The 25,940-nt window shown below is 71.8% G+C and carries 24 protein-coding genes; 11 read left to right on the top strand and 13 right to left on the bottom strand.

Features of this window, described 5'->3' with window-relative positions:
- The first annotated feature begins 20 nt into the window (after positions 1-20).
- From atpG to ppk2, 4 genes are all read left to right on the top strand, one after another.
- Positions 21-905 carry a F0F1 ATP synthase subunit gamma gene (gene atpG / locus N4G63_RS21515; protein WP_260786849.1) on the top strand — a complete coding sequence of 295 codons (885 nt, stop codon included), beginning with the start codon at positions 21-23 and terminating at the stop codon, positions 903-905.
- A gap of 39 nt (positions 906-944) precedes the next feature.
- Entirely contained in the window at positions 945-2,357 is a 1,413-nt protein-coding gene (gene atpD / locus N4G63_RS21510) for a F0F1 ATP synthase subunit beta (RefSeq protein ID WP_314600182.1), read from the top strand.
- Positions 2,358-2,505: 148 nt separating this feature from the next.
- Positions 2,506-2,922 (top strand): F0F1 ATP synthase subunit epsilon, encoded by a 417-nt coding sequence (locus tag N4G63_RS21505; RefSeq protein ID WP_260786851.1) that lies wholly within the window; start codon positions 2,506-2,508, stop codon positions 2,920-2,922.
- 91 nt (positions 2,923-3,013) lie between these two features.
- Positions 3,014-3,871, top strand: coding sequence for a polyphosphate kinase 2 (gene ppk2, locus N4G63_RS21500; RefSeq protein ID WP_260786852.1), 858 nt, complete (start codon positions 3,014-3,016; stop codon positions 3,869-3,871).
- A gap of 7 nt (positions 3,872-3,878) precedes the next feature.
- On the opposite strand, the gene N4G63_RS21495 is transcribed toward ppk2, so the two are convergent.
- Genes N4G63_RS21495 through N4G63_RS21485 form a run of 3 tightly spaced genes read right to left on the bottom strand, consistent with a single transcriptional unit; the run spans position 3,879 to position 5,998 of the window.
- Positions 3,879-4,385 carry a TPM domain-containing protein gene (locus N4G63_RS21495; RefSeq protein ID WP_260786853.1) on the bottom strand — a complete coding sequence of 169 codons (507 nt, stop codon included), beginning with the start codon at positions 4,383-4,385 and terminating at the stop codon, positions 3,879-3,881.
- 19 nt (positions 4,386-4,404) lie between these two features.
- Positions 4,405-5,331: a TPM domain-containing protein gene (locus N4G63_RS21490; RefSeq protein ID WP_260786854.1), complete on the bottom strand. Its 927-nt coding sequence runs from the start codon at positions 5,329-5,331 to the stop codon at positions 4,405-4,407.
- A 49-nt stretch (positions 5,332-5,380) separates the two neighbouring features.
- Positions 5,381-5,998, bottom strand: coding sequence for a LemA family protein (locus N4G63_RS21485; protein ID WP_260786855.1), 618 nt, complete (start codon positions 5,996-5,998; stop codon positions 5,381-5,383).
- Between the two features lie 102 nt (positions 5,999-6,100).
- Here N4G63_RS21485 and hemE point away from each other — a divergent pair, with 102 nt between their 5' ends.
- Together hemE and N4G63_RS21475 are read left to right on the top strand one after the other, a co-directional pair.
- Complete coding sequence (gene hemE, locus N4G63_RS21480) at positions 6,101-7,231, top strand: uroporphyrinogen decarboxylase (RefSeq protein WP_260786856.1); 1,131 nt, start codon at positions 6,101-6,103, stop codon at positions 7,229-7,231.
- Positions 7,232-7,543: 312 nt separating this feature from the next.
- The gene (locus tag N4G63_RS21475; protein ID WP_260786857.1) at positions 7,544-9,709 is read left to right on the top strand and encodes a primosomal protein N'; all 2,166 of its coding nucleotides are present in this window, start codon (positions 7,544-7,546) and stop codon (positions 9,707-9,709) included.
- A gap of 6 nt (positions 9,710-9,715) precedes the next feature.
- Here the strand turns inward: N4G63_RS21475 and N4G63_RS21470 are convergent, their stop codons facing one another.
- Together N4G63_RS21470 and N4G63_RS21465 are read right to left on the bottom strand one after the other, a co-directional pair.
- A complete protein-coding gene (locus N4G63_RS21470) occupies positions 9,716-9,910 on the bottom strand; it encodes a maltose acetyltransferase domain-containing protein (protein ID WP_260786858.1) in 195 nt (64 codons plus the stop codon).
- A 41-nt stretch (positions 9,911-9,951) separates the two neighbouring features.
- Positions 9,952-10,920: a helix-turn-helix transcriptional regulator gene (locus tag N4G63_RS21465; protein WP_260786859.1), complete on the bottom strand. Its 969-nt coding sequence runs from the start codon at positions 10,918-10,920 to the stop codon at positions 9,952-9,954.
- 120 nt (positions 10,921-11,040) lie between these two features.
- On the opposite strand from N4G63_RS21465, the gene N4G63_RS21460 reads away from it, so the two are divergent.
- Positions 11,041-11,727, top strand: coding sequence for a LysE family translocator (locus N4G63_RS21460; RefSeq protein WP_260786860.1), 687 nt, complete (start codon positions 11,041-11,043; stop codon positions 11,725-11,727).
- Between the two features lie 197 nt (positions 11,728-11,924).
- Here the strand turns inward: N4G63_RS21460 and N4G63_RS21455 are convergent, their stop codons facing one another.
- From N4G63_RS21455 to N4G63_RS21435, 5 genes are all read right to left on the bottom strand, one after another.
- Entirely contained in the window at positions 11,925-12,542 is a 618-nt protein-coding gene (locus N4G63_RS21455) for a DVUA0089 family protein (RefSeq protein WP_260786861.1), read from the bottom strand.
- 83 nt (positions 12,543-12,625) lie between these two features.
- Positions 12,626-14,305, bottom strand: a complete 1,680-nt coding sequence (locus tag N4G63_RS21450) for an alkaline phosphatase D family protein (RefSeq protein WP_314600181.1) — start codon at positions 14,303-14,305, stop codon at positions 12,626-12,628.
- Positions 14,306-14,583: 278 nt separating this feature from the next.
- Complete coding sequence (locus N4G63_RS21445; RefSeq protein WP_260786863.1) at positions 14,584-15,297, bottom strand: hypothetical protein; 714 nt, start codon at positions 15,295-15,297, stop codon at positions 14,584-14,586.
- Complete coding sequence (locus tag N4G63_RS21440) at positions 15,290-16,267, bottom strand: AEC family transporter (RefSeq protein ID WP_260786864.1); 978 nt, start codon at positions 16,265-16,267, stop codon at positions 15,290-15,292. The genes N4G63_RS21445 and N4G63_RS21440 overlap by 8 nt, the downstream gene beginning before the upstream one ends.
- An 87-nt stretch (positions 16,268-16,354) precedes the next feature.
- Positions 16,355-17,908 carry an alkaline phosphatase D family protein gene (locus tag N4G63_RS21435; protein ID WP_260786865.1) on the bottom strand — a complete coding sequence of 518 codons (1,554 nt, stop codon included), beginning with the start codon at positions 17,906-17,908 and terminating at the stop codon, positions 16,355-16,357.
- A gap of 199 nt (positions 17,909-18,107) precedes the next feature.
- Between N4G63_RS21435 and N4G63_RS21430 the strand changes: the two genes are divergently transcribed.
- From N4G63_RS21430 to N4G63_RS21420, 3 genes are all read left to right on the top strand, one after another.
- Entirely contained in the window at positions 18,108-20,174 is a 2,067-nt protein-coding gene (locus N4G63_RS21430; protein ID WP_260786866.1) for an ATP-dependent helicase, read from the top strand.
- Between the two features lie 67 nt (positions 20,175-20,241).
- A complete protein-coding gene (locus N4G63_RS21425) occupies positions 20,242-20,463 on the top strand; it encodes a PEP-CTERM sorting domain-containing protein (protein WP_260787692.1) in 222 nt (73 codons plus the stop codon).
- A 106-nt stretch (positions 20,464-20,569) separates the two neighbouring features.
- Entirely contained in the window at positions 20,570-21,250 is a 681-nt protein-coding gene (locus N4G63_RS21420) for a lysoplasmalogenase (RefSeq protein WP_260786867.1), read from the top strand.
- 50 nt (positions 21,251-21,300) lie between these two features.
- Here N4G63_RS21420 and N4G63_RS21415 read toward each other — a convergent pair whose 3' ends face one another.
- On the bottom strand, positions 21,301-22,830 hold the full coding sequence (locus N4G63_RS21415) for a questin oxidase family protein (protein WP_260786868.1): 1,530 nt from the start codon (positions 22,828-22,830) through the stop codon (positions 21,301-21,303).
- Between the two features lie 79 nt (positions 22,831-22,909).
- Between N4G63_RS21415 and soxR the strand changes: the two genes are divergently transcribed.
- Positions 22,910-23,446, top strand: a complete 537-nt coding sequence (gene soxR, locus N4G63_RS21410) for a redox-sensitive transcriptional activator SoxR (RefSeq protein ID WP_260786869.1) — start codon at positions 22,910-22,912, stop codon at positions 23,444-23,446.
- A gap of 112 nt (positions 23,447-23,558) precedes the next feature.
- On the opposite strand, the gene N4G63_RS21405 is transcribed toward soxR, so the two are convergent.
- Together N4G63_RS21405 and N4G63_RS21400 are read right to left on the bottom strand one after the other, a co-directional pair.
- Entirely contained in the window at positions 23,559-24,413 is an 855-nt protein-coding gene (locus N4G63_RS21405) for a LytR/AlgR family response regulator transcription factor (RefSeq protein WP_260786870.1), read from the bottom strand.
- Positions 24,410-25,900, bottom strand: a complete 1,491-nt coding sequence (locus N4G63_RS21400; protein ID WP_260786871.1) for a sensor histidine kinase — start codon at positions 25,898-25,900, stop codon at positions 24,410-24,412. Before N4G63_RS21400 ends, N4G63_RS21405 begins: the two co-directional genes overlap by 4 nt.
- Between the last annotated feature and the right edge of the window lie 40 nt (positions 25,901-25,940).

Raw genomic sequence — 25,940 nt, 5'->3', positions numbered from 1 at the left:
CCGCTTGAAAGGAGTGCCAGATGGCAGTCGGAAAAGAAATACGCGGCAAGATCAAGAGCTTCGAGAACACGAAGAAGATCACCAAGGCCATGGAGATGGTCTCGGCCTCGAAGATGCGCAAGGCGCAGGACCGCATGCGCGCGGCCCGGCCCTATGCCGACAAGATCCGCAACATCACGGCCAACCTGTCTCAGGCCAATCCTGAGTACAAGAGCCCGTACATGCGCCAGGGCGACGAGTCCAAGGTGACCGGCTTCGTTGTCGTCACCACCGACAAGGGCCTGTGCGGCGGCTTGAACACCAACGTGCTGCGTGCCGTCACCAACAAGATGCGTGACGTGCAGGCCGCCGGCGGCAAGAGCCAGGCCGTGGCCATCGGCAACAAGGGTTTCGGCTTCCTCAACCGCCTGGGCGCCCCGGTCATCAGCCATGTCACCCAGCTGGGCGACACGCCGGTGCTCGAGAAGCTGATCGGGCCGGTCAAGGTGATGCTCGATGCCTTCGTCGAAGGCAAGGTCGATGCGGTCTACCTCTGCTACACCAAGTTCATCAACACGATGAAGCAGGAACCGATGGTCGAGCAGCTGCTGCCGCTGACCGCCGAGCGCCTGGAGCAGACGGCGGCCGAGAAGGTGCAGCACGGCTGGGACTATGTCTACGAGCCGGATGCGGCGTCGGTGATCGACGACCTGCTCACCCGCTACATCGAGGCGCTGGTCTACCAGGCCGTGGCCGAGAACATGGCCTCGGAGCAGTCGGCGCGCATGGTGGCCATGAAGGCCGCCACCGAGAACGCCGGCACGCTGATCGCCGACCTGAAGCTGGTCTACAACAAGACCCGCCAGGCGGCCATCACCACCGAGCTGTCCGAGATCGTCAGCGGCGCGGCCGCCATCAGCGGCTGATCGGCCGCACGCAACGAATTCAGATTGAAGGATTACCAAATGGCTAACACCCAAGCACAAGGCAAGATCGTCCAGTGCATCGGCGCTGTGGTGGACGTTGAGTTCCCGCGCAACAGCATGCCCAAGGTGTACGACGCGCTGAAGCTCGAAGGCTCGGCGCTCACCCTCGAAGTGCAGCAGCAGCTGGGCGACGGCATCGTGCGCACCATCGCGCTGGGCTCGTCCGACGGCCTGCGCCGCGGCCTGATGGTCAGCAACACCGGCTCGGCCATCACCGTGCCGGTGGGCAAGGCCACGCTGGGCCGCATCATGGACGTGCTGGGCAACCCGATCGACGAGCGCGGTCCGGTCAGCATGGACCTGTCGGCCCAGATCCACCGCAAGGCCCCGGCCTATGACGAGCTGAGCCCCAGCCAGGAACTGCTGGAAACCGGCATCAAGGTGATCGACCTGATCTGCCCGTTCGCCAAGGGCGGCAAGGTGGGTCTGTTCGGTGGCGCCGGCGTGGGCAAGACCGTGAACATGATGGAGCTCATCAACAACATCGCCAAGGCGCACAGCGGCCTGTCGGTGTTTGCCGGTGTGGGCGAGCGCACCCGCGAGGGCAACGACTTCTATCACGAGATGGCCGATTCGGGCGTCGTGAACCTCGAGAAGCTCGAAGACTCCAAGGTGGCCATGGTCTACGGCCAGATGAACGAGCCCCCGGGCAACCGTCTGCGCGTGGCGCTGACCGGCCTGACCATCGCCGAGTCGTTCCGCGACGAAGGCAAGGACGTGCTGTTCTTCGTCGACAACATCTACCGCTACACGCTGGCCGGTACCGAAGTGTCGGCACTGCTGGGTCGCATGCCTTCCGCCGTGGGCTACCAGCCGACGCTGGCCGAAGAAATGGGCCGCCTGCAAGAGCGCATCACCTCCACCAAGGTGGGCTCGATCACCTCGATCCAGGCCGTGTACGTGCCGGCGGACGACCTGACCGACCCGTCGCCTGCCACCACCTTCGCCCACTTGGACGCCACCGTGGTGCTGAGCCGCGACATCGCCTCGCTGGGCATCTACCCCGCCGTCGATCCGCTGGACAGCACCTCGCGCCAGGTCGACCCGAACGTGGTGGGTGAAGAGCACTACAACACCACCCGCGCCGTGCAGGGCACGCTGCAGCGCTACAAGGAACTGCGCGACATCATCGCCATCCTGGGCATGGACGAACTCAGCCCGGAAGACAAGCTGGCCGTGGCCCGCGCGCGCAAGATCCAGCGCTTCCTGTCGCAGCCCTTCCACGTGGCCGAGGTGTTCACCGGCTCGCCCGGCAAGTACGTGCCGCTGAAGGAAACCATCCGCGGTTTCAAGATGATCGTGGCCGGCGAGTGCGATCACCTGCCGGAGCAGGCCTTCTACATGGTCGGCACCATCGACGAGGCCTTCGAGAAAGCCAAGAAGATGCAGTGAGCGGCGCAATAACCGGCGCATACGGGCGCCGGGCGTCGTTGCCCTCCTCGCCGTACGGGTGTACGGCTGTGGGGGGCGCCTAGCCCGACACCCGTCTGCTTGGTTCTTGCACCACTCACCCGCCTTTTGACGCTTTTAAGGAAATCCCATGGCAACCATTCACGTCGACGTGGTCAGCGCTGAAGAAAGCATCTTCAGCGGCGAGGCCAAGTTCGTCGCGCTGCCGGGCGAGAACGGCGAGCTGGGCATCCTGCCCCGCCACACGCCGCTGATCACCCGCATCAAGCCGGGTGCGGTGCGCATCGAGCGCGCTGACAACGGCCAGGAAGAGTTCGTGTTCGTGGCCGGCGGCATCCTCGAGGTGCAGCCGCACTGCGTCACCGTGCTGGCCGATACCGCCATCCGCGGCCATGACCTCGACGAAGCCAAGGCCACCGAGGCCAAGAAGAAGGCCGAAGAGGCGATCAAGAACGCCAAGAGCGACCTCGATCTGGCCCGTGCCCAGAGCGAGTTCGCGATGATGGCCGCGCAGATCGCCGCCATCGCCAAGCTGCGTCGCAAGTGAGCCTGGCGGCCGCAGGCCGCCGCGCACCGCGCTCCAGAAGACCCGCCGGGTGTGTACCCTGCGGGTCTTCGTCATTTCAGGAGCGCATGCCATGGGCAACAAGGCCAGCCGGAAGAACGCCGACGCCAAGGGTGGCAAGGGTGGCAAGGGTGGCAAGGGCGGCACCCGGCCGGCGCGGGGTGCGACCGAGCGCCTGTCCAAGGCCGACTACCTGGATCAGCTCGAGCCGCTGCAGCTGGAGCTGAACAACCTGGCGCGCTGGCTGGCCCACACCGGGCGCCGGCTGCTGGTGGTGTTCGAGGGTCGCGATACCGCCGGCAAGGGCGGCGTGATCGAGGCCATCGCCGAGACCCTCAACCCACGCCAGTGTCATGTGGTGGCGCTGGGCACGCCCAGCGAGCGCGAGCGCACGCAGTGGTACTTTCAGCGCTACGTGCCGCACCTGCCTGCGGGCGGTGAAATGGTGCTGCTCGACCGCAGCTGGTACAACCGCGCCGGTGTCGAGCGGGTGATGGGCTTTTGCACCGAAGACCAGGCGCAGGCCTTCCTGAAGCAGGCGCCGCAGTTCGAGCAGCTGCTGGTCGACGACGGCGTGCTGCTGCTGAAGTACTGGCTCACGGTCGACCAGGCCGAGCAGGAGCAGCGCTTTGCCGAGCGCCTGGACGATCCGCTCAAGCGCTGGAAGCTCTCGCCCATCGACATCAAGGCCCGCAGCCACTACGCCCAGTACGGGCTGATGCGCGATGCCATGCTGGCCGCCACGCACACCCGGCATGCGCCGTGGACGCTGGTCGACTTCAACGACCAGCGGCGCGGGCGCCTGGCCCTGATCCGCCATCTGCTGGCCCAGGTGCCCGACACCCAGGTGCCGGTGTCGCCGCTGAAGCTGCCCAAGCTGGGCCATGCACCGCTGGTGGAGCAGTTCGGCACGCGGCTGCGGCCGATCTGACGGCCCGTTACTGCACCAGCGGACGGTCTGGCAGTTCGTTGGGGTTGCGCTGGCCCTCGGCCAGCGCGAAGTGCTGGCGCAGCAGGGCGTCGAGCCGGTCGATGGTGAGCAGCAGGCCCTGCTCGAAGCGGCCGGCCCGGAAGGCCTCGCGCATCGGGCCCAGCAGGGCCTCGAACTCGGCCGGCGAGACCGCGCGGGCCAGGCCGCGGTCGGCCACGATCTCGATCGCATGCTCGGCCAGCAGCAGGTAGACCAGCACGCCGTTGTTGTGCTCGGTGTCCCACACCCGCAGCTTGCCGAACAGCATCACCGCGCGCTGGCGCGGCGACAGCCGCTTCCACAGGTACGACAACGGCAGCCCGGCCTCGACCACCACGCGGATCTCGCCGCTGTGGCCGCGTTCGCTCTCGGCCACGCGGGCCTCGATGCGCGACAGCGCGGCGGCCGGTACGGCGCGGCCCACGTCGGCCTCGTCCCACCAGCGGTGGCGCAGCAGGCGCAGGATGCGGTTCATGCGTCAGGCTCCATCGCGTTCACCAGTCGCCCGAGGCGCCGCCGCCGCCAAAGTCGCCGCCACCGCCCGAACTGAAGCCGCCACCGCCGCCGCCGCCACCGCCCCAACCACCGCCGCCACCGCCGCCCCAGATGATGGGCACGCCGCCCGAGCCACCGCGGCCGCGCCGGCCGCCGCCCAGACCGATCACGCCCACCAGCACCAGGGCCGCCACACCGGCACCCAGGCCCAGCAGCACGCTGGTGCTGAGCCACCAGGCCAGCGTGCCGGCGCCACCGGCCGTGGCCACCGTGCCCAGCTTGCGGCCCAGCATGGCGCACAGCACGCTGCCCGCCAGCGGCACCGCGACAAAGAAGAACAGGCCCAGCTGCTCGAGGTCGAAGCCGCCGCCACTGCCCTGGCGCTGCGCAGCCGGCGCGGGGGCGGGCAGGTTCTCGCCCTGGATGCGGGCGATCAGCGCGTCCACACCGGCCGACAGGCCGGCCGCGTAGTCGCTGCGCTTGAAGGCCGGGGCGATCTGGCGGTCGATGATCTGCCGCGCCGCCAGATCAGGCACCGCGCCCTCCAGGGCCTTGGCCACCTCGATGCGCACGCGGCGGTCGTCGCGCGCCACCACCACCAGCACGCCATCGCCCACGTTGCGGCGGCCGATCTTCCAGGTGTCGGCCACCCGCTGGGCGAAGGCGGCAATGTCCTCAGGCGCGCTGGTGGCCACCAGCAGCAGCACGATCTGCGGCCCCGAGCGCGACTCGAACTCGGCCAGCCTGGCGTCCAGCGCGCTGCGCTCGGTGGCCGGCAGCAGGCCGATGGTGTCGACCACGCGGCTGCTCAGCGCCGGCACCGGCTGCAGGTCTTGCGCCAGCAGCGCCCTGGGCAGGGCCAGGCAGCCCAGCAGCAGGGCCAGCTGCAGCAGCCAGGCGGGCAGGCGCCAAGGGCCGGCGTGCATCAGGCGGGCCGGCATCCGATCCGCGCGCACCGGGCCCGGCAGGGCGTGCTCACTTGCTGGCGGGCTTGTCGAAGCTCACGGCCGGCGGGGCGCTGATGGCCGCCTCGTTGCTCACCGTGAAGCCGGGCTTGGTCTTGTAGCTGAAGACCATGGCCGTCAGGTTGCTGGGAAAGCTGCGTGCCAGCACGTTGTAGGCCTGCACGTCCTTGATGTAGCGGTTGCGGGCCACGGTGATGCGGTTCTCGGTGCCCTCGAGCTGCACACGCAGGTCCTGGAAGGCGGCATTGGCCTTCAGGTTGGGGTACTGCTCGCTGACCACCATCAGCCGGCTCAGCGCGCCGGTGAGCTCGCCCTGCGCGGCCTGGAACTTCTGGAAGGCCTCGGGGTTGTTCACCAGCTCGGGTGTGGCCTGGATGCTGGTGGCGCGCGAACGCGCCTCGATCACCTTGGTGAGCGTGTCCTGCTCGAAGCCGGCCTCGCCCTTGACCGTGGCCACGATGTTGGGAATCAGGTCGGCGCGGCGCTGGTACTGGTTGAGCACCTCGGCCCAGCCGGCATTGACCTGCTCGTCGAGCTTCTGAAACTCGTTGTAGCCGCAGCCCGACAAGGACAGCGAGCCCAGCACCAGGGCCGCAGCCAGCAGCGAACGCGAAACACGACGGACCATGCGCAACCTCCTCAACACCGGTGTGGTGCGGCAGCATAGCTGAGGCGCTGCGGCGGAACTTCAAGCCCGCGCCGCCACAGGCCCAGCCGCGATAATCCGCGGATGACTCTGCCGCCCACCCCGCACCTGGCCAACGACTGCTTTCTGCGCGCCTGCCTGCGCCAGCCCACCGAGTACACGCCGCTGTGGCTGATGCGCCAGGCCGGCCGTTACCTGCCCGAATACAACGCCACGCGGGCCCGCGCCGGCAGCTTCATGGGCCTGGCCACCAACCCCGACTACGCCTGCGAGGTCACGCTGCAGCCGTTGCAGCGCTATGCGCTGGACGCCGCCATCCTGTTCTCCGACATCCTCACCGTGCCCGATGCCATGGGCCTGGGCCTGAGCTTCGCGGCTGGCGAGGGCCCGCGCTTTGCCCACCCGGTGCGCACCGAGGCCGACGTGGCGCGCCTCGAGGTGCCCGATCTCGACAAGCTGCGCTACGTGTTCGATGCGGTGCGCACCATCCGCAAGGCGCTGGAGAGCACCGACGCCGACGGCCGGCGCGTGGGCCGCGTGCCGTTGATCGGCTTCTCGGGCAGCCCCTGGACCCTGGCCTGCTACATGGTCGAAGGCAGTGGCTCCGACGACTACCGCCTGGTCAAGAGCATGGCCTATGCGCGGCCCGACCTGATGCACCGCATCCTGTCGGTCACCGCCGATGCCGTGGCCGCCTACCTGAACGCCCAGATCGACGCCGGTGCGCAGGCGGTGATGGTGTTCGACAGCTGGGGCGGCGTGCTCGAGCACCGCGCCTTCGAGACCTTCAGCCTGGCCTACACGCGCCGCGTGGTCAGCCAGCTCAAGCGCCAGGCCGAGGGCCGCCAGGTGCCGGTGATCGTGTTCACCAAGGGCGGCGGCCTGTGGCTGGAGCAGATCGCCGCCTGCGGCGCCGACGTGGTGGGCCTGGACTGGACCTGCGACCTCGCCACCGCGCGCCGCCGCATCGACGACCGCGTGGCCCTGCAGGGCAACATCGACCCGATGGTGCTGTTTGCGCCACCCGAGGCCGTGGCCGCCGAGGCGCGCGCCGTGCTGGACGCCTTCGGCAACCCGGCGCGGGCCGACGGACGCTTTGGCGGGCATGTGTTCAACCTCGGCCATGGCATCAACCAGCACACGCCGCCAGAGCATGTGCAAGCCCTGGTTGAGACGGTTCACACGCATTCGCGAAGCCTGCGCCAGCAGGCTTGATGCGGTCACACGACAGAACGAAAAAAGTCGGTGAGTGAGCGCTCAGGGCTTGACTTATCCCCAAATCGCGATCTGCGACACACAAGCGTCATACACGGTGCGCCGCAGCATGGAATATGCAGCGAATGCGTGCCAAGTCATTGATTCATATAGAAAAATTTTAGCTGCTCAGGAATTGGGCAATCCAAGCCGAAGCCCGATGGATCAAGCACTTAGCGCGGCCGTGAGCAGCTTTCCCACAAAGTTATCCACAGAAACCGGGGACAGTGCAAAAAGTCGTTCCCAATCATCAACTTATCCCCAGGTGTTGATGTGAATACGCAGCTTCCGGCCGCGCCCGCAGCGGCGGCGCCGGGAGACGGCCTGACCACCGTCAAGGTGGCAGTGGAAACCCCACAGCACAGCGGCCTGGTCGGGGCCCTCGACTACGCGAGCGAGCGCTCACTGGAGCCCGGCACGCTGGTGCGCGTGCCGCTGGGCCGGCGCGAGCTGCTGGGCATCGTGTGGCCGGGCGCGGCCACGGCCGACCCGGCGGCCGAGGCCGATCTGGCCGCCGGCGGTGACGGTGGCAATGGCGCCGCCGCCAGCCACCGCCTGCGGCCCTTGACGGCGGTGCTCGATGCGCTGCCGCCGCTGCAGCCGGCCTGGCTGGCGCTGGTGGACTTTGCCGCGGGTTACTACCAGCGCAGCGTGGGCGAGCTGGCGCTGGCCGTGCTGCCGCCCGAGCTGCGCAAGGTCGATCCCACCCAGCTGGCGCGGCGCCTGAAGCGCCTGGCCAAGAACCTGGCCAAGGCCCCGGCCGCGGTGGCCGAGCCGGCCCTGCCCGAGCTGGCCCCCGAGCAGCAGACCGCGCTGGAGGCCCTGGCCGAGCAGGCCGCGCAAGCCCGCCCGCTGCCGCTGCTGCTGCACGGCGTGACCGGCAGCGGCAAGACCGAGGTCTACCTGCGGGCCACCGCGCAGGCGCTGGGCAGCGGCCGCCAGGCGCTGGTGCTGGTGCCCGAGATCAACCTCACGCCCCAGCTCGAGGCGCGCTTTGCCGAGCGCTTTCCCAACCACCGCCTGGTGGCCATGCACAGCGGCCTCACGCCGGCGCAGCGCCTGCAGCACTGGCTGGCCGCCCACCTGGGCCTGGCCGACATCGTGCTGGGCACGCGCATGGCGGTGTTTGCGCCGCTGCCGCGCCTGGGCCTGGTGGTGGTGGACGAGGAGCACGACCCCTCCTACAAGCAGCAGGAGGGCGCCCGCTACTCGGCGCGCGATCTGGCCGTGTACCGCGGTCACCTGCACCATGTGCCGGTGATCCTGGGCTCGGCCACGCCCTCGCTCGAGACCTGGCACAACGCGCAGGAAAAGCGCTACCGGCTGCAGACCATGGCCGCGCGCATCGGCGGTGGCACGCTGCCGCGCGTGCGCCTGTTCGACATGGGCGTGCTGCCGCGCGAGAAGGGCCGCGGCGGCAGCACGCCGCTGTTTGCGCCGGCGGTGCTGGCCTCGCTGCAGGAGCGGCTCGACCGCGGCGAGCAGAGCCTGGTGTTCCTCAACCGCCGCGGTTATGCGCCGGTGCTGCACTGCCCCGATTGCGGCTGGAAGAGCGGCTGCCCGCACTGCAGCGCCTGGCGCGTGTTCCACAAGGGCGAGCGCACCCTGCGCTGCCACCACTGCGGCTTCACCGAGCGCGTGCCGCGCGCCTGCCCCGAGTGCGGCAACCTCGACATCGCGCCGCTGGGCCGCGGCACCGAGAAGCTCGAGGAGCAGATCGCCACGCTGCTGCCCGGCGCGCGCATCGGCCGCATCGATGCCGACACCGCGCGCGGCAAGGGCGAGCTGGAGAACCGCCTGGCCGAGGTGCATGCCGGCGATGTGGACATCCTGGTGGGCACGCAGATGGTGACCAAGGGGCATGACTTTCGCCGCATGACCCTGGTGGTGGCCGTCAACCCCGACAGCGCGCTGTTTGCCAGCGACTTTCGCGCGCCCGAGCGCCTGTTTGCGCTGCTGATGCAGGCCGCCGGCCGCGCCGGGCGTGACGCCGAGGCGGCCGCGCGCAGCGAGATGTGGGTGCAGACCTGGCACCCCCAGCACGCCCTGTACGCGGCCTTGAAGAAGCACGACTACGCGGCCTTTGCCGGCACCCAGCTGGCCGAGCGCGAATCGGCCAGCCTGCCGCCGTACAGCCACCTGGCCCTGCTGCGCGCCGAAGCCCGCGACGTGGCCGTGGCCCAGGCCTTTCTCGACGACGCGGCGCTGTACGCGCAGGGCCTGCCCGGCGCCGAGCACGCGGTGGTCTATCCGCCGGTGCCCCCGCCGGTGAGCAAGGTGGCCGGCATCGAGCGCCTGCAGATGCTGGTGGAGGCGCCCTCGCGCGGCCGCCTGCAGCGCCTGCTGGCCGACTGGGTGCCCGAGCTGCACCACCTGCGCCAGACCCGCCACAAGCGCCTGGCGCGCTGGGCCATCGACGTCGACCCACTGGGCATCTGAGCGCGCTCAGCGCGGCTGCAGCACCCGGCACGCATGGCCCGCCGCCAGGGCCTGCTCACACGACGGGAAGGGCCGCGAAGGCCCGCCGAAGCGGGCCAGCAGCGCCAGCGCGCGGTGATGGGCCTGGCGCAGCGCGGGGTCGCTGGCGAGGCAGGGCTGGCCGGCCAGCATGCGGGCCTTGTGTCTGGTGATGCCGGGCATGGCGTGGTGTGGCGTGGTGCGGCGTGGTGTGGCGCGCGCCGTCATGCCCGGGCCAGCAGGCGGGCGGCCAGCGCGGCGATGGCCCGGCGCAGCGCCACCGGGCGCTGCACGCTGAACGCGAAAGGCAGGCGCGCCAGCTCGCGGGCCACCCAGTCCAGGTTGTCGGCCTGGGTGTCGAGCTGCACGCCGCGGCCGTGCGGCGTCAGCGTGCCCAGCTCGGCAAACACCGCACGCCGGGCGGTGGCCGGGTCGCAGTGCAGCAGCACGCGCACCGTGTGGGCGCGTGGCAGCGTGGCGATGGCGTGGCGCAGGTGTGCCAGCACGTCAAAGCCCTCGGGCCGGCCAAAGCTGGCCGGCAGCGCCTGCACGTGCTGCACCCGGTCAAGCCGAAAGCAGCGCAGCGCGCCGCGCAGGTGGCAGTGGCCCACCGCATACCAGGCCCCACCGCGCCAGGCCAGGCCATACACATCGACCGCGCGTTCGGTGTCGCTGGGGCTGTCCGGCGTGGCGGGCACCGCCCGGTAGCTCAGCTGCACCCGTTGCCGGGCGCGCGCCGCGGCGCTCAAGGCGCGCAGCGTGGCCGGCGCGCCATGGGCGTAGGGGCGGGCCAGGTCGAGGGCCACGGTGGCGTCGATGTCGGCCAGGCGCTGGCGCAGCGGCGCCGGCAGCACCCGCGCCAGCTTGGCCTGGGTGCTGGCGATGGCCGGTGTGATGCCGCCCAGGCCCAGCGCGCCGGCCACGTGCAGGCCCACGCCGAGCGCCAGCGCCTCGTCGTCGCTGAACATCATCGGCGGCAGGCGGTAGCCCGGGCGCAGCACATAGCCGCCATCGCGGCCGCGGCGGGCCTCCACCGGCACACCCAGCGCCAGCAGGTGGTTCACGTAGCGGCGCACGGTGCGCCGGTCAACCTCGAGCCGGCGTGCCAGCTCGGCGCCGCCCAGGCCCTGCGCACCGGCGTCGGCCTGCAGCAGTTCCAGCAGGGCCAGGACGCGGCTGGTGGGGCTGCTCATGCGCCGCATGATGCCAGCGCAGCGCGCGCCGGGCCGGGCGCGCGCTGCGCGATACAGGGCCGAATCTGTCCGCTTTGCTTTCTAGACTGCCGGCCTTGCCCACCGCTGCCGGAACCCGTGATGCCCGAACTTGCCGCCGCCCAAGCCCTGCACGCCGCTGCCGCGCCCGACCTGTGGCTGTTTTTCCTGATGGTGGCCGGCATCATTGCGCTGCCGGGCATGGACATGGCCTTCGTGGCCGGCAGCGCACTGGCCGCCGGGCTGCGTGGCGGCCTGGCCGCGGTGGCCGGCATCGTGGCCGGCGGCCTGGTGCACGTGGCGGTGGCGGCCAGCGGTGTGGCCGCGCTGTGGCTGGCCTGGCCGGCGGGCTTCAATGCGCTGCTGCTGGCCGGCGCGGCCTACATGGCCTGGATCGGCTGGAGCCTGCTGCGGGTGCACGATGCCGGCAGCCTGGGCGTGGCGGCCGATGCGCCGCGGCGCGGCTGGGCGATCTTTCGCCGCGGTGCGCTGACCTGCCTGCTCAACCCCAAGGCCTATGCGTTCATGCTGGCGGTGTTTCCGGCCTTCATGGCCGCGCCGGGGCGCTCGATGCTGGCGCAATCGGCCAGCCTGTCGGCGGTGATCGCCTGCACGCAGATCGCCGTGTACGGCGCTGTGGCCGTGGCCGCCGCCAGTGCCGGCCACTGGGGTGCCGGCGCCGGCACGGCAGGCCGGCGGGCCCGGCTGTGGGCCACCCGCGGCGTGGGCCTGATCCTGCTGCTGGGCGCGGCGGCCGCGCCCCTGATGGCCTGGCGCAGCCAGGGCTGACAAGCTGTGAATGAACCTGCTGCGCGGGCCCATGGCGGCCCTGCGCGACTCGCCGTATGGGTGTACGGCTGCGTTGCTCGAAGCACCCTGAGCCGGCTCGCGACGGTTCATTCACACCTTGTGAGACCGTCCCGCAGCCGGCCGGCCAACCTGCCCGGCGGGTGGCGGCGCGTGCCGGCGGCGCCGGGTGCCCTCGCTCAGAAGTTGCGGTTGCGCCGCGCCAGGCGCAGCGCGGCCAGCAGGCCGGCCACCACCAGGGCCAGTGTGGTGGGCTCGGGCACGGTGTGGGCGCTGTCCACGCCCGACAGGCTCAGCGCCCACTGGGCACCCTTGTGGCTGTCGGGCGTGTTGGGGTCGTAGCTGGGCTGATCCCAGGCCGCGATGTCGATCGGTGTCTCGGCGTCGTAGGCGAAGCCGTCGCCCAGCTGGCTGCCGTTGGCGGCGTTGGGGGCCGCGGTCAATACCAGCAGCCAGTTGCCGGTGCCCAGCGTGGCGTCGATGCGGGCGTCGTAGTTGCCCAGCGGGTCGAAGGGCGACAGCGCGTCGTCGTCGTTGCTGTCCACCCGCCGGCCGCTGGCGTTAAACAGTGTGAGCATGGGGTCGAAGTTGACGCCGTGGTCCCAGCCGCTGGTGATCAGCGACACGGTGCCCGCCCCCGAGGTGCTGAAGGCCACGCGCACCTGCGAGTTGTGCGCGGCCAGCTGGCCCGAGAGGCTGACGACGGCCGCCTGGGCGGCAGGGGCCAGCCACAGCGAGGCGGCCACGAGGGCCGCGCCGGCCAGGGACAGCGGGCGATGGAGCAGGGAGGGGGTCATGGGGTCGGCTCGTTAGAGGTGGGCGCAGCGGGTGCGGTGAATCAGGGCGGTGGCGCGGGCGGCAGGGGCGGGGTGGGCCGCGCTCAGGGCGCCAGGGCCGGCGGGTTGGCCTTGGGCGTCGTCTGCGCCGCGGGCTGCAGGCGGTTGCTGCCCTCGCGCACCTCGAAGGCGGCGGCCAGGGTCTGCACATGGCTGACGCTCTGCACCGTGTCGACGTGCCAGAACTCGCCCACCACGCGCGCGGGTGTCACGTCCAGCAGCATGTAGCCGCGCTTGTGCAGGTTGATGAACTTGAAGTGCGGGTTGATGCCGCGCAGCAGGTTGGCGGTGTTGCCGCTGGTGTCGCCGTCCACGCCCGGCGAGCTGATCGAGGTGCCCACGAACTCCACCGCGCTGGAGCCGTTGCCGCTCACCGGGTCGTAGCCGCCGCTGGCCAGGTCGCGGTTGTGCGGGTCTTGCGACAGGTCGGCCGCCCAGCTGCTGTGGATGTCGCCGGTGAGCACCACCACGTTGCCGACCGGCGGGCCGCCGGTTTGGCCCTTGATGACGTCGAACACGCGGTTGCGCGCCGGGTTGTAGCCGTCCCACTGGTCGCTGTTGAGGAACACGCCGCCGCCCTGCGCATTGGGCGCGCCCTGCAGCTTGAGCTGGGCGAACATCACGCCCTGGCCCAGCATCTTCCAGCGCGCGGTGCTGGTCTGCAGCTTGTTGAACAGCCAGCTTTCCTGCTCGGCGCCCAGCAGGCTGCGGCTGGCGTCGGCAAAGCTGCCGGCCTGCACGAAGCCGTTGCCGAAGGGCGTGGCGATGGTGGCGCTGAGCGGCTGGGCGCGGCCCGACAGGCGCTCTTCCAGCATCAGCAGATCGACCAGGTTGCCCAGCTTGAAGGCCCGGTGGTTCTTGCGCAGGTCCCGGGTGTCGACCGCACGGATCGGCATCCACTCGTAGTAGGCCTGCAGGCCCGCGGCCACGCGCGCCGCATAGTCGCCCTCGGTGGCGGCCTGGTGGTTCTCGGCACCGTCCTTCCAGGTGTCGTTGGTGATCTCGTGGTCGTCCCAGATGCACACAAAGGGGTGCTGGCGGTGGGCGGCCTGCAGGTCGGCATCGCGCTTGTACTGGGCGTGGCGCTGGCGGTAGTCCGACAGGCTCACCATCTCGGTGGCCGGCTCGGGCGTGCGCAGGCTGCCGTACTGGTTGGCGCCGTATTCGTAGAGGTAGTCGCCCAGGTGCAGCACCAGGTCGAGGTCGGCCCGCTCGGCGATGCGCGCATAGGCATTGAACAGGCCGTAGGCGTGGTTGCTGCAGCTGGCCACCGCGATGCGCAGGTGGTCGACCGCGCCCGTGGGCAGGGTGCGCGTGCGGCCCACCGGGCTGTCGGCGCCTTCGGCGGTGAAGCGGTAGTAGTAAGTGGTGCCGGGCTGCAGGCCGATGGCGTCGACCTTCACCGTGTAGTCGCGCGCCGGGTGGGTCTTGGCCTGGCCGCGCAGCACCACGCGGGTGAAGGCGGCATCAGTGGCCACCAGCCATTGCACGCTGATGGCCGAGCGCAGCACCGGCGGCGTGACACGGGTCCACAGGATCACGCGGTCGGCCAGCGGGTCGCCACTGGCCACGCCATGCTGGAACACGGCTGCGGTGGCGGCGCCGGCCAGCGGCGACAGCGGCAGCGTGGCCGCCGCGGCCACGGTGGCCGCGCCCGAACGCTTGAAAAACTCGCGGCGGCTGGGGCCGGATGCGGCGGCTTGAACGTGGTGGGGACGGCCCATGGTGCGGTACTTCCTGGTCGGCGCCGACGCGCGGCAGCATGTGGCCGGCTGGCCACGAATCTGCAAAGAAGTGTGCGTGGGTGATCTGTCAGCCTGACCGGCGCCGGGCCGCCGCGCGTGGTCCGAACGGACTGCGGCCGCGTGTCAGTCGCTGCGGCTGCGGCTCTGGCTGCTGCTGCTGCTGCTGCTGCTGCCGGCACGGTGCGCGCCAGCGCTTGGCCCCGGGGGCGGGGGCGCGTGCCTTCTGGCCCCCGGCCTCCGGCCCGCCGCCGGGCCCGTCAGGCCAGCGGGCGCCAGGTCAGCGGCGTGCCGCTGTCATGCACCCACAGCAGCCGCAGCACGGGGCGGCGTGCCGCGGGGCCGGTGATGGGCCGCGCGGCTGCAGAGGCGGCTGGGGAGGTGGCTGAGGAGGCGACTGGGGCGCCGGCTGAGCAGGCGTCTGTGGATCTGGCCGATGCGGCGGCCGAAAGCGCCGCCAGCAGCGCGGCGCGCGCGTCGGCCGGGCGATCGCCTGCCAGCAGCAGCGTGGGCCGGCGCGCCTGCCAGTGCGGCAGGCGGGCCAGGGCGGCGGGGCCGTCGCGCAGCCAGCCGCTGTCCCAGCAGTCGCTGCGGCGTGGGGCGCGGCCCAGTGCGCGCAGCAGGTCGTCGCACTTGACGCCCAGGCGCAGCGCCAGGCGCGCGCCCGTGCCGGCGCAGGCCTGCAGGCGCAGGCTGCCGTCGATCTGCAGGGCCAGCGCCTCGGCCAGTGCCGGGGCGCCCCGGCCCGACAGCTCGGCCACGGCCAGCGCAGGCTGCGGCGCATGGCACCACTCGAGCAGCGCAGCGGCCAGGGGCTGGCCGATCCAGGCCTGCACCGCGGCCAGGGTGGGTGGCCCGGCCGCGTTGCCGTTTGCGCCGGTGGCCAGCACTGGTGCGCGCAGCAGCTCGTCGTCAAAGCGCGACAGCAGCCCGCCCAGCAGCCCGCCCGGGGGCCTGTTGCCGGCCTCAGCCACGGGCCTGCACGCCAAACCACCAGGCCAGCAGCGTGAAGCTGGCAAAGGCCAGTGCGGTGCTGGCCAGGATGATGCGCGCGATGCGGCCGGTGTCGGCGCCAAAGCGCTCGGCCAGCAGCGCCACGTTGCTGGCGCTGGGCAGCGCGGCGGCCAGGGTCAGCGCGGTGGCCTGCTCGGCCGACAGCGGTGCGCCCAGGTGTTGCGCCAGCGCGCAGGCGCCCCACACCAGCAGCGGATGCAGCAGCAGCTTGACCAGCGCCACCGGCAGGTACTGCGCCAGCGGCGTGCGCGTGTGGGCATGCTGGCCGGCACGCCACAGCACCGCGCCGATGGTGAACAGCGCCACCGGCGTGGCCGAGTCGGCCAGCATGGCCACCATGCGCGCCACCGGGGCCAGCGGCGCCGGCAGCGCCAGGCCGGTGGCCGAGGCCGCGCCGCCCAGCAAGATGGCCCAGCCCAGCGGGTTGGCCAGGGTGCCGCGCAGCGCCCGCAGTGCGGCGCGGCGCGCGCCATGTTCGCCAGCGCCCTGCAGCTGCGACAGCGCAATGCACAGCGAGCTGGTGAACACCATGTCGATCAGCACCGTGGCGATCACCGGCCCGGTGGCGGCCGGCCCCATCAGCGCGGCCAGCAGCGGCACGCCCATGAAGCCCGAATTGGGAAATGCCGCCACCAGTGCGCCGAACGACGCGTCACGCAGGCCGATGCGCGCGCTGCGCGTGCCCAGCACCGTGAGGCCCACCACCAGCACCGCCACCGGCAGCCACACCGCCATCACGAAGGGGTTGAACAGCTGCCACACCGGCAGCCCGGCGCCAAAGCGGAACAGCAGGCAGGGCAGCGCAAAGTACAGCACATAGGCGTTGAGCCCCGGCACCGCGGCCTCGGGCAGCAGCCGGCTGCGCGCGGCCAGCCAGCCGCCCAGCACCAGGGCAAAAAACGGCAGCGTGATGGCAAGAATGGCCTGCATGGCGCCGGCAGTATCCCAGCCGCACTGCGCCGGCCCGGGGGCAGGGGCGCCGGCCCGGCATGCGCGGATGCAGGAAGAGGGCGCCCGTCAGCCTTGCTGCACGCCCGGCTGGCGGGCGTCAACCGCGAAGCGCGCCTGCACGGCCACGGGGCTGCGCGCATCGCTGCTGTCGTGCACCGCCAGCATCTCGGCTTGCAGCTGGTGGGCGTCGAGCGTGAGCACGGTGCAGCCGCGCTGGTCGCTGCGGCCATGGCGCAGGTGCGGGTTGTGGGCCAGCAGGCGGTCGACCAGCAGCTGCGGCACGCCGTGGCTGCTGATCGAGGTGCAGCAGAACTCGGTGGCCACCGCCGGCGCGCGCTCGTCGCGGAAGTCGGGCTTCAGGTCGGCGGCGTAGTGGGCGTGCACGTCGCCACCCAGCACCACGGTGCCGGCCAGCCGGCGCTCGGCCACGCCCTGCAGCAGGCGCTGGCGCGCCAGCGGGTAGCCGTCCCAGCCGTCCACCCAGGCGGTGCCGGCATCGCTGGGCGTGACCGCGGTGCGCGAGGCGCGGGCCATCAGCGTGGTTTGCACCAGCAGGTTCCAGGGGCGCTCGTGATCCCAGCCATCGGCCAGCCAGCGCTCCTGCGCGGCACCCAGCGGGCTGCGCGCCGGATCGGCCAGCGCCGCGCAGTCGGCCACCTTCACGGTGGGCGAGCGCGGGCCGCCCAGCAGCGGCTGGCAGGCCTGCGGGTCGCGGTGCTGGCGGGTGTCCAGCAGGTGCAGCGTGGCCAGGCGGCCCCAGCTGGCGCGCTCGAACAGCGGCAGCGCACCGTTCACCGGGCGCTGGGCCTTGCGCAGCGGCTGGTGCTCCCAGTAGGCCTGGTAGGCGGCGGCGCGCTGGCGCGTCAGGTCGGCATGGCCCAGCTGCGGGCCGTGCAGGCCGGCGTAGTCGTTGATGACCTCGTGGTCGTCCCAGATCAGCCACCAGGGCATGGCGGCATGGGCGGCCTGCAGGGCCTCGTCGCTCTTGTGCAGCGCATGGCGTTCGCGGTAGTGGGCCAGCGTGCGCGCGGCCGGCAGATCGTGCGGGCGCACGCTGCTGGGCGGGGCGGCGTATTCGTAGATGTAGTCGCCGGCGAACAGCACCAGATCGAGCCCGCGCTGCGCCACATGCGCCCAGGCGGCGTAGTGGCCATGCTCCCAGCGCTGGCAGCTGGCCAGCACGGCGCGCAGGCGGCTGCCCTGCAGCGGCGCGTCGGCCGCCGGCGCGGTGCGGGTGCGGCCCACCGGGCTGCGCTGGCCCAGCGCGGTGAAGCGGTAGAAGTACCAGCGCCCGGGCGCCAGCCCCGCCGGCTCGGCATGCACGCTGTGCGCCCAGGCGGCCTCGGCCAGCTCGGTGCCGCGCGCGGCGATCTGCGTGAAGGCCTCGTCGTGCGCCAGCTCCCACTGCACCGGCGCCTGCGGCGGCAGGTCGAGGCCGGTCAGTCGGGTCCACAGCACCAGGCTGCTGGCGCGTGGCTGGCCCGAGGCCACGCCCAGCGCAAAGCGCGGCACGTCGGCGGCGGTGACGGCCAGCGCGTGGCGCACGAACAGCGGGGCGCTCAGGCCCAGCGTGGTGCCGGCGGCCAGCAGGGCGCGGCGGTGAAGCGACAGTGGGCTCATCCAGGGCGTTGCAAGGGGTGAAATGGTGCGCCGCTATCATCCGCGGCCGCCAGGGTGGTGGCCGCAGGCCGGCTGCGCGCGCCGGGCGGCGGCCCGGGGCCGGCCATTGTCCCGGTGCCCCGGCGGCATCGACCGCTCCAACCGCCGCGGCGGCCCCGGGGCCGCCCGCCGTGGCGCGGCCCGATCATCCCAGCATCCGATGGCATCTTCCCCTCCTTCGCTCAACCCCGCCCAGCTGCAGGCCGTGCACCACCTCTCGGGGCCCTGCCTGGTATTGGCTGGCGCCGGCTCGGGCAAGACGCGGGTGATCACCCACAAGATCGCGCGCCTGCTGCAGGCCGGGCTGGAGCCCAAGCAGATCGCCGCCATCACCTTCACCAACAAGGCCTCGCAAGAGATGCGCGAGCGGGCCAAGGGCCTGGTGGGCGGCAAGGCCGCGCGCGACCTGGTGGTGAGCACCTTCCACAGCCTGGGCGTGCGGCTGCTGCGCGAGGATGGCGAGCGCCTGGGCCTGAAGCCCAAGTTCTCGATCCTCGACGCCGACGACGTGCTGGGCGTGCTGCGCGATGCCGGCGGCACCACCGACGCCAAGCTGGCGCGCAGCTGGCAGTGGCAGATCAGCCTGTGGAAGAACCAGGGCCTGGACGCCGACGGCGCGATGGCCGCCGCCAAGACCGCCGACGAGCAGCAGTGCGCGCAGCTGATGCGCCGCTATGAAGAGCGCCTGGCCGCCTACCAGGCGGTGGACTTCGACGACCTGATCAGCCTGCCGCTCAAGCTGCTGCAGCGCGACGCCGAAACCCGCGCCAAGTGGCAGGACACCTTTCGCCATGTGCTGGTGGACGAGTACCAGGACACCAATGCCGTGCAGTACGAGCTGCTCAAGGCCCTGGTGAGCAGCGACAACCCGCGCACGCGCGGCCAGTTCACCGCGGTGGGCGACGACGACCAGAGCATCTACGGCTGGCGCGGCGCCACCATCGAGAACCTCAAGCGCCTGCCCGAAGACTGGCCCGACCTCACGGTGATCCCGCTGGAGCAGAACTACCGCTCCACCAGCTCGATCCTGCGGGCCGCCAACAACGTGATCGCCGCCAACCCCAAGATCTTCGAGAAGAAGCTGTGGAGCGAGTTTGGCGACGGCGAGCCGGTGCGCCTGGCCGAATGCGATGGCGAGGAGCACGAGGCCGAGCGCGCGGTGGCCTTCATCCAGGCGCAGCGGGCCCGTGGCGGCGATGTGAAGTGGAGCGACTTCGCCATCCTCTACCGCGCCAACCACCTGGCGCGGGTGTTCGAGCAAAAGCTGCGCAGCGCGCAGATTCCGTACAAGGTGTCGGGCGGCCAGAGCTTTTTCGACCGCGCCGAGATCAAGGACCTGTGCGCCTGGCTGCGCCTGCTGGTCAACCAGGACGACGACCCCGCGTTTCTGCGCGCCATCACCACGCCCAAGCGCGGCATCGGCCACGCCACGCTGGGCAAGCTGGGCGAGTTCTCGGGCAAGTGGAAGGTCAGCCTGTTCGAGGCGCTGTTCAAGGAAAGCCTGGGCGCGCAGCTCAGCACCAAGGCGCTGGACGGCCTGCACGAGTTCGGCCGCTACATCAACGAGATGGAGCACCGCGCCCGCCACACCCGCGGCGCCGAGACGGCCAAGGCGATGTTGCTCGAGTGGCTCAAGGACATCGGCTACGAGCAGCACCTCTACGACAACGAAGAGAGCGAGAAGGTGGCCGCGGCGCGCTGGACCAATGTGCTCGACTTCGTCGACTGGGTGGCCAAGCGCTGCGGCGGCGAGCTGGCCGAGGACGGCACCACGCAGATCCGCGAGCAGCAGACCGTGCTGGACGTGGCCCAGACCATCAGCGTGATCATCAGCCTGGCCGAGCGTGGCGACGACCAGGAGATGGTCACCCTGTCCACCCTGCACGCCAGCAAGGGCCTGGAATGGCCGCACGTGGTGCTGGCCGGCGTCAACGAGGGCCTGCTGCCCTTCAAGGCCGATGCCGAGGACATGACGCCGCAGCGCCTGGAAGAAGAACGGCGCCTGATGTACGTGGGCATCACCCGCGCACGCAGCACGCTGATGGTGAGCACGCTGCGCCGGCGCAAGAAGGGCCGCGAGACGGTGGCCGGCATCCCCAGCCGCTTCATCGCCGAGATGAAGCTCAACGAAAGCACCACCAAGGAAGACCCGCGCGAGCGGCTCAAGCGCCTGCGCGCCGAGCTGGCGGGCAAGGTGGCGGCAGCGCCCGATCCCGGCAAGGCCTGACCCGGTGTGAATGCACCTGAACCGCCCCGGTTTTTGCGCAGGCTCCAAGCCTTGAGAAGAGGGCGCCATGAAGAAGTCGAGCAAGTTCTCCCCTGAGCGCCGCGAGCGGGCCGTGCGGAGGGTTCAGGAGCAGCGCGGGGAGTACCCGTCGATGTGGGTGGCGATTGCGTCGATTGCGCCGGTGGGCGTGGTGCCCGAGCCGGGCCGCTGGGCGCTGTGGCTGGCGGCGTTGGGCGCCTGGGCCGGGTGGCGCCGCGGCCGCGCCAGACACGGCGTGCGCCTGGCCTGATCCGCGGGCCGCACCCGATGGCGCGCGGCGCCACCGGCCGCGACACTGCGCGGCGACCGGGCGGTGCCGTCTGCCACCCGGCGTGCTCGTCGGTGGTCGGTGTGTCATGCCCTTGCTCTTTCCTGCCTTTCTGGTCAGCGCCGCGCTGGCCATTGCCAGTGCCAGCGGACTGCTGGCCGCGCCATGGCTGCTGTGGCTGACCAAGCCGCTGACCACGCTGCTGGTCATTGCCCATGCCGCGCAGCGCGGCCGCGAGAACGGGCGCAGCGGCCAGGCGCTGCGCCGCGCGGTGCTGGCGGGCCTGGGGCTCTCGCTGCTGGGTGACGTGGCGCTGCTGTGGCCGCGCGAAGGCTTTCTGCCCGGCCTGGTGGCCTTTTTGCTGGCGCACCTGGCCTACCTGGTGGCCTTCACGCGCGGCGGCGTGCGCTTCATCGCGCACCGCGGCCCTTTCGTCGTCTATGCCGTGGTGGCCGGTGCGGTGCTGTGGCGGCTGTGGCCCGGTGTGCCCGGCGCGCTGCGCGCACCGGTGATCGCCTATGTGCTGTGCCTGGCGGCGATGGCCGCGCAGGCCGCCGCGCGCTGGCTGCTGCTGTCCGAGGGCAGCACGGTGCAGGCACGGCTGGCCCGGCGTGCGGCGCTGGGCGGTGGGCTGTTTCTGGTGTCGGATGCGCTGCTGGCCACGAACAAGTTCGCCGGGCCCGTGCCGCTGGCATCGCTGTGGGTGCTGGCCAGCTACTGGGCCGCGCAGTGGCTGATCGCCAGCGCGCTGCCACCGCAGCGCCGCTGAGCGCCGCTGAGGGACGCTGGGCGCCTACGCCGGGCTGTGTCGCGCCGCGCTCAAGGCACCGCCGCCTTCAGTGCCGCCACCTCGTGGCAGGTCAGCTCGTAGGGGTTGCCGTCGGGATCGGAGAAGTACAGCGACCACGACTCGCCGTGATCGGCGAAGCTCACCGCCAGCCCGGGCTGGGCGGCCAGGTGGGCGCGCCAGGCCGGCCATTGCAGCGCACCCAGCGCCAGTGCCAGCGTGGCGCGGTTGGGCCACTGACCCGGTTGGGGCGGCCGCTCGAACAGTGCCAGGTTCACGCAGCCCGCCGCATCGGCCAGCACCAGCGGCCCGCCGTCCTGCGCCCAGTGCGCCAGCGCAGCCACCGGGCGCAGGCCCAGCACGCGCCCATACCAGGCGGTGGCCGCGGCACGGTCGGGCACCCACACGTGCAGATGGTCGAAGCCCGCGAGCGGCGGCGCACCGGCGGCCAGCGCCGCGCGCGTGGCGGCCTGGGCCCAGACGGTGGCGATGCCGCCATCGGCCGCCGGCCAGCGCTGGCCCAGTTGCACGCAGGCATGCACCAGCTTGGCGGCATGGTCGTCGTTGCTGGCCATGGCGGCGGCGTGCAGTGCGGGCCAGGGCCAGGCCGCAGGCGCTGGCGGGTGATCGGCCGCATCCAAACGCTTCAGCCGGGCGGCACGCAGCGCGGCGGCCAGCGCCAGCGCGAACTCGCGCATGGCCTGGGTGCGCGCCGCGGGGTCGGCCAGCAGCGGCATCAGCACCGCCAGCGCGCGGCAGGCCGTCACCGCATGCAGCACGGTGAAGCTGCCGGTGGCGGCGTACAGCGCGGCCACCTGCTCGGCCAGTGTGCGCAGCGTGGTCGGGTCGACCTGCAGCGAGGCGGCCACGGCATCGAAGCCCGGCGTGGCCGCCACCGCCTGCAGGCGCAGCACGATGCGCGGCTGCGGCAGCGGGCCGTCAATGGCCACGGCCTGCAGCGCGGCCCGCCAGTCGGGCAGCGGGCGGCTCATCGCCGGCCACGGCGCGGCGGGCTCGCGCAGGGGCAGCCAGGCGGCGGCCCAGTAGGCCAGGCCGGCGGCCAGCTCGCCGTCGTGGCCGGCCTCCAGCGCATGGGCGGTGCGGATCAGGCCGTGGAAGGCGCCGCCGGCCACGCCCGGCATCAGCAGCGGCAGCGCCTGGCGCAGCGTGGCATCGCGGCCCTGGGCCGCCAGGCGGGCGGCAAAGTGCGCCTGCAGCGGGGCGTGGGCCACCATGCGGCCGCGCAGCGCCGGCCAGTCGGGCTGCTCGCCGGCGGGGGCCGCGCGCCCGCGTGGCTCCAGCCGGGTGGCGTAGCTGGCGGCGTAGCCGGCCAGGCGTTCGGGCGTGGCGCCCAGCTGCTGCAAGGCGTGCAGCAGCATCGGCAGGTGGTTGGACAGGCCGCGCTCGTATTCGGGCGCATGGGCGCCCAGGCCCTGGTCGAGCAGGTGGTGCAGCGCCGCGGTCGCGGCCGCGGCCGCGGGCTCGGGCGCCGGTCTGGCGGCGGGGGCGGGCGTGGGTGCAGGCGTGGGTGCAGGCGTGGGTGCGGATGTCAGGGTTGGCATGGCAGCGGTGGCTTGGGCGGCGATGAACAGGCGCCTAAGATAGAAGTTCAAGTGAACTTCAAGTCAAGCGGGGAGCAACATGACAGACCACGCCGCCGGGCGCCCGGGCGCCACTGCCGCGCTGCGCGAATCGCCGCGCGAAAAGCCCTGGATCAGCATCGGCGAGCTGGCGCGCCGCGCCGGCGTGGCCGCCAGCGCGCTGCGCTTCTACGAGAGCCAGGGCCTGCTCAGCGGCACGCGCAGTGCCGGTGGCCACCGCCAGTACCCGCGCCATGTGCTGCGGCGCGTGGGCTTCATCCGCGCGGCGCAGACGGTGGGCCTGGGGCTCGACGAGATCCGCGCCGCACTCGCCGGTCTGCCCGAGGGCCGCACGCCCACCAAGGCCGACTGGCAGCGCCTGGCGCGCGGCTGGGCGCCGCTGATCGACGCGCGCATTGCCGCGCTGCAGCGCCTGCGCGGCCAGCTCGATGCCTGCATCGGTTGCGGCTGCCTCAGCCTGAAGGCCTGCGCGCTGTACAACCCGGCCGATGGCGCGGCCGTGCGCGGCCCCGGTGCGCGCTACCTGTTGGGCGATCGCGCGTCGGAGGTGCTGGCCGAAGCGAGGGCGAACGCTTGAGCGGGCTGCGTCGCGAGCGGGCTCAGGGTGGCCTGAGCAACGCAGCCGTACACCCGTACGGCGAGCAGCGCAAGGCCGCCATGTGCCCGCGCAGCAGAAGGGCGCGCAAGCGTCACATGCCCTTGAAGAGGTGGGTGTAGCTGCGGCTGACTTCCAGCTTTTCGGTGTGGCCCTTGATGGCCACGATCTGGCGGCCGCGAAAGTCGCGGCTGATGCCGGCGATGCACTTCACGTTGACCAGGGTGCTGCGGTGGATCTGCCAGAACAGCGCCGGGTCGAGCTCGTCCACCAGCTCCTTGATCGGCTTGCGGATCAGCGCCTCCACCGTGGGCGTCTGCACCCGGGTGTACTTCTCGTCGCTGATGAAGAACAGCACCTCGGCCACCGGAATCATCTGGATGCTCTGGCCCACGGTGGCCTGGATCCAGTCGAGGTAACGCGGTGCGTGGCCGGGGCTGAGCCGCGCCGAAAGCGCATGCAGCAGCTGCTGCACCGGCGGCTGCGGCGCGGCGTCGGCGCCGTCAGCGCCATCCAGGCTGTCGCGGCGCGCCAGGCGGCTGCGGATGCGCGCCACGGTGAGCTGCAGGCGCTCGCGCTCGGCGGGCTTGAGCACATAGTCGGCCACGCCCTGCTCGAAGGCCTGCACGGCGTATTCGTCATAGGCGGTGATGAACACGATCTCGGGCAGGTGCTCGTCGTCGCCGATGTCCAGCTGCGCGATCTGGCGCGCCGCCTCCACGCCGGTGAGGCCGGGCATGCGGATGTCGAGAAACACCAGGTCGGGCCGGTGCTGCTGCACCAGCTCCACGGCCTCGAGGCCGTTCTTGGCCTCGGCCACGATCTGCAGCTCGGGCCACACCTCGGTCAGGCGGGCGCGCAGTTGCTCGCGCATCAGGCGCTCGTCGTCGGCGATCACCGCGCGCGGCGCGGTCGTGGCATCCAGCGGGCTGGGGGTGGGGGCGGTCATGCGCCGGCTCCTTCAACGGGTTTGTAGGGCACGGTGATGGTCACGCGCGTGCCGCCGCCGGGATTCTCGGCGATGGTCAGCGCGGCCTTGGTGCCGTAGAGCAGCTGCAGGCGCTCGCGGATGTTGGCCAGGCCCACGCCGGTGCCGGCGGTGGCGGCGCGGCCGAAGCCCAGGCCGGTGTCGGCCACGCTGATGGCCAGCTTGCCGTGCAGGATTTCGGCCTTGACCGCCAGGTGGCCGCCCTCGGGCTTGGGCTCCAGGCCGTGCTTGATGGCGTTCTCGACCAGGGTCTGCACCATCATGGCCGGAAACTCGGCCGAGAGCAGGCCCTCGGGCACGTCGATGGTGGTGGTCAGGCGCTCTTCCATTCGCACCTTCAGGATCTCGAGGTAGGGGCGGATGACGGCCAGCTCGCGGCCCAGGTCGCGCGGCGTGCCGCCTTCGCTGCCGGCGGTCTCGCGCATGGTGGGCATGCTGGCGCGCAGCAGCGCGATCAGGTTCTTCTGCATCTGGCTGGCGCGCTGCGGGTCGACCTCGATCAGGTGGTCGATGCTGGCCAGCGTGTTGAACAGGAAGTGCGGCTCGATCTGCGCCTGCATGGCCGCCATGCGCGCCTCGACCACCTGGCGCTTGAGCGATTCGGCTTCGGCCGTCTCCACCGCCTGCGCGGCCGTGGCCTCGGCGCGGATCTGCTGCCTGTAGGTGATCTTCAGGATCACCGAGCCCACGATCCACAGCATGGCCAGGCTGGGCAGAAACTCGCCCAGGCTGACCTCGTGCGTCTCGCGCTTGGGCATCGCGCGGCGGGCGTCGGCGATGGCGCGGGCGGCGTCGAGGGTGGCCTGGCGGCCGGCCTCGCGTGCGGCCTGGGCCTCGGCGCGCGCGGCTTCGAGCTCGTCGCGGGCGTCCTCGCGGGCGTCGCGCACGGCTTCCTCGATGGCGTCGCGAGCGTCTTCCACCGCCTGGCGCACGGCCTCGCCGGTGGCCCCCGGCGGCAGCCGGATGTCGACCAGCGGTGCCGTGCCGCCCGGCGCCTGGCCGGCGGCCGATGCCGCAGCCTGGGCCTGCGAGGCTGCGACGGCGCGTGTCTTGGGCACGATGCGCACGCCATGGTCGTCAATGGTGATCTCCACGCCATCGGTCTTGCTGCCCTTGGGCGGCTTCTCGATGTGGATGCCGGGCCGCACCTTGGATGCCGAGGCCGCGGGCGCCGCGGGTGGCTTGGGCGCCTCGGGTGCGCCGATCTTGGGAATCTCCGGCAGCTTGGGCAGCTCGGGCGCCAGCGTCACGGTGCGCGTCCAGTGCCAGCTGAAGGGCGGAATGTTCTGCAGCAGGCCCGAAACGATCATCAGCAGCACCGACAGCACGATGAAGCGCCGCCAGGTGATGCCCACCAGCCAGCTGCCATAGGCGTGGTAGCCGCGCAGGCTGGCGGCCGAGAAGCGCTGCCAGCGGGCAGGCCAGGGCGAGGCCGGATTGGGGTTCATGGGAGAAGGGCTGGCGATGCTGGGGATGGACGGACTGTAC

Source organism: Aquabacterium sp. OR-4 (assembly GCF_025290835.2).
In the GTDB taxonomy this organism is placed as follows: Bacteria; Pseudomonadota; Gammaproteobacteria; order Burkholderiales; family Burkholderiaceae_C; genus Pseudaquabacterium.
Note: the sequence above shows the minus strand (reverse complement) of the source record. Positions and strands in the feature narration are given on the sequence as shown.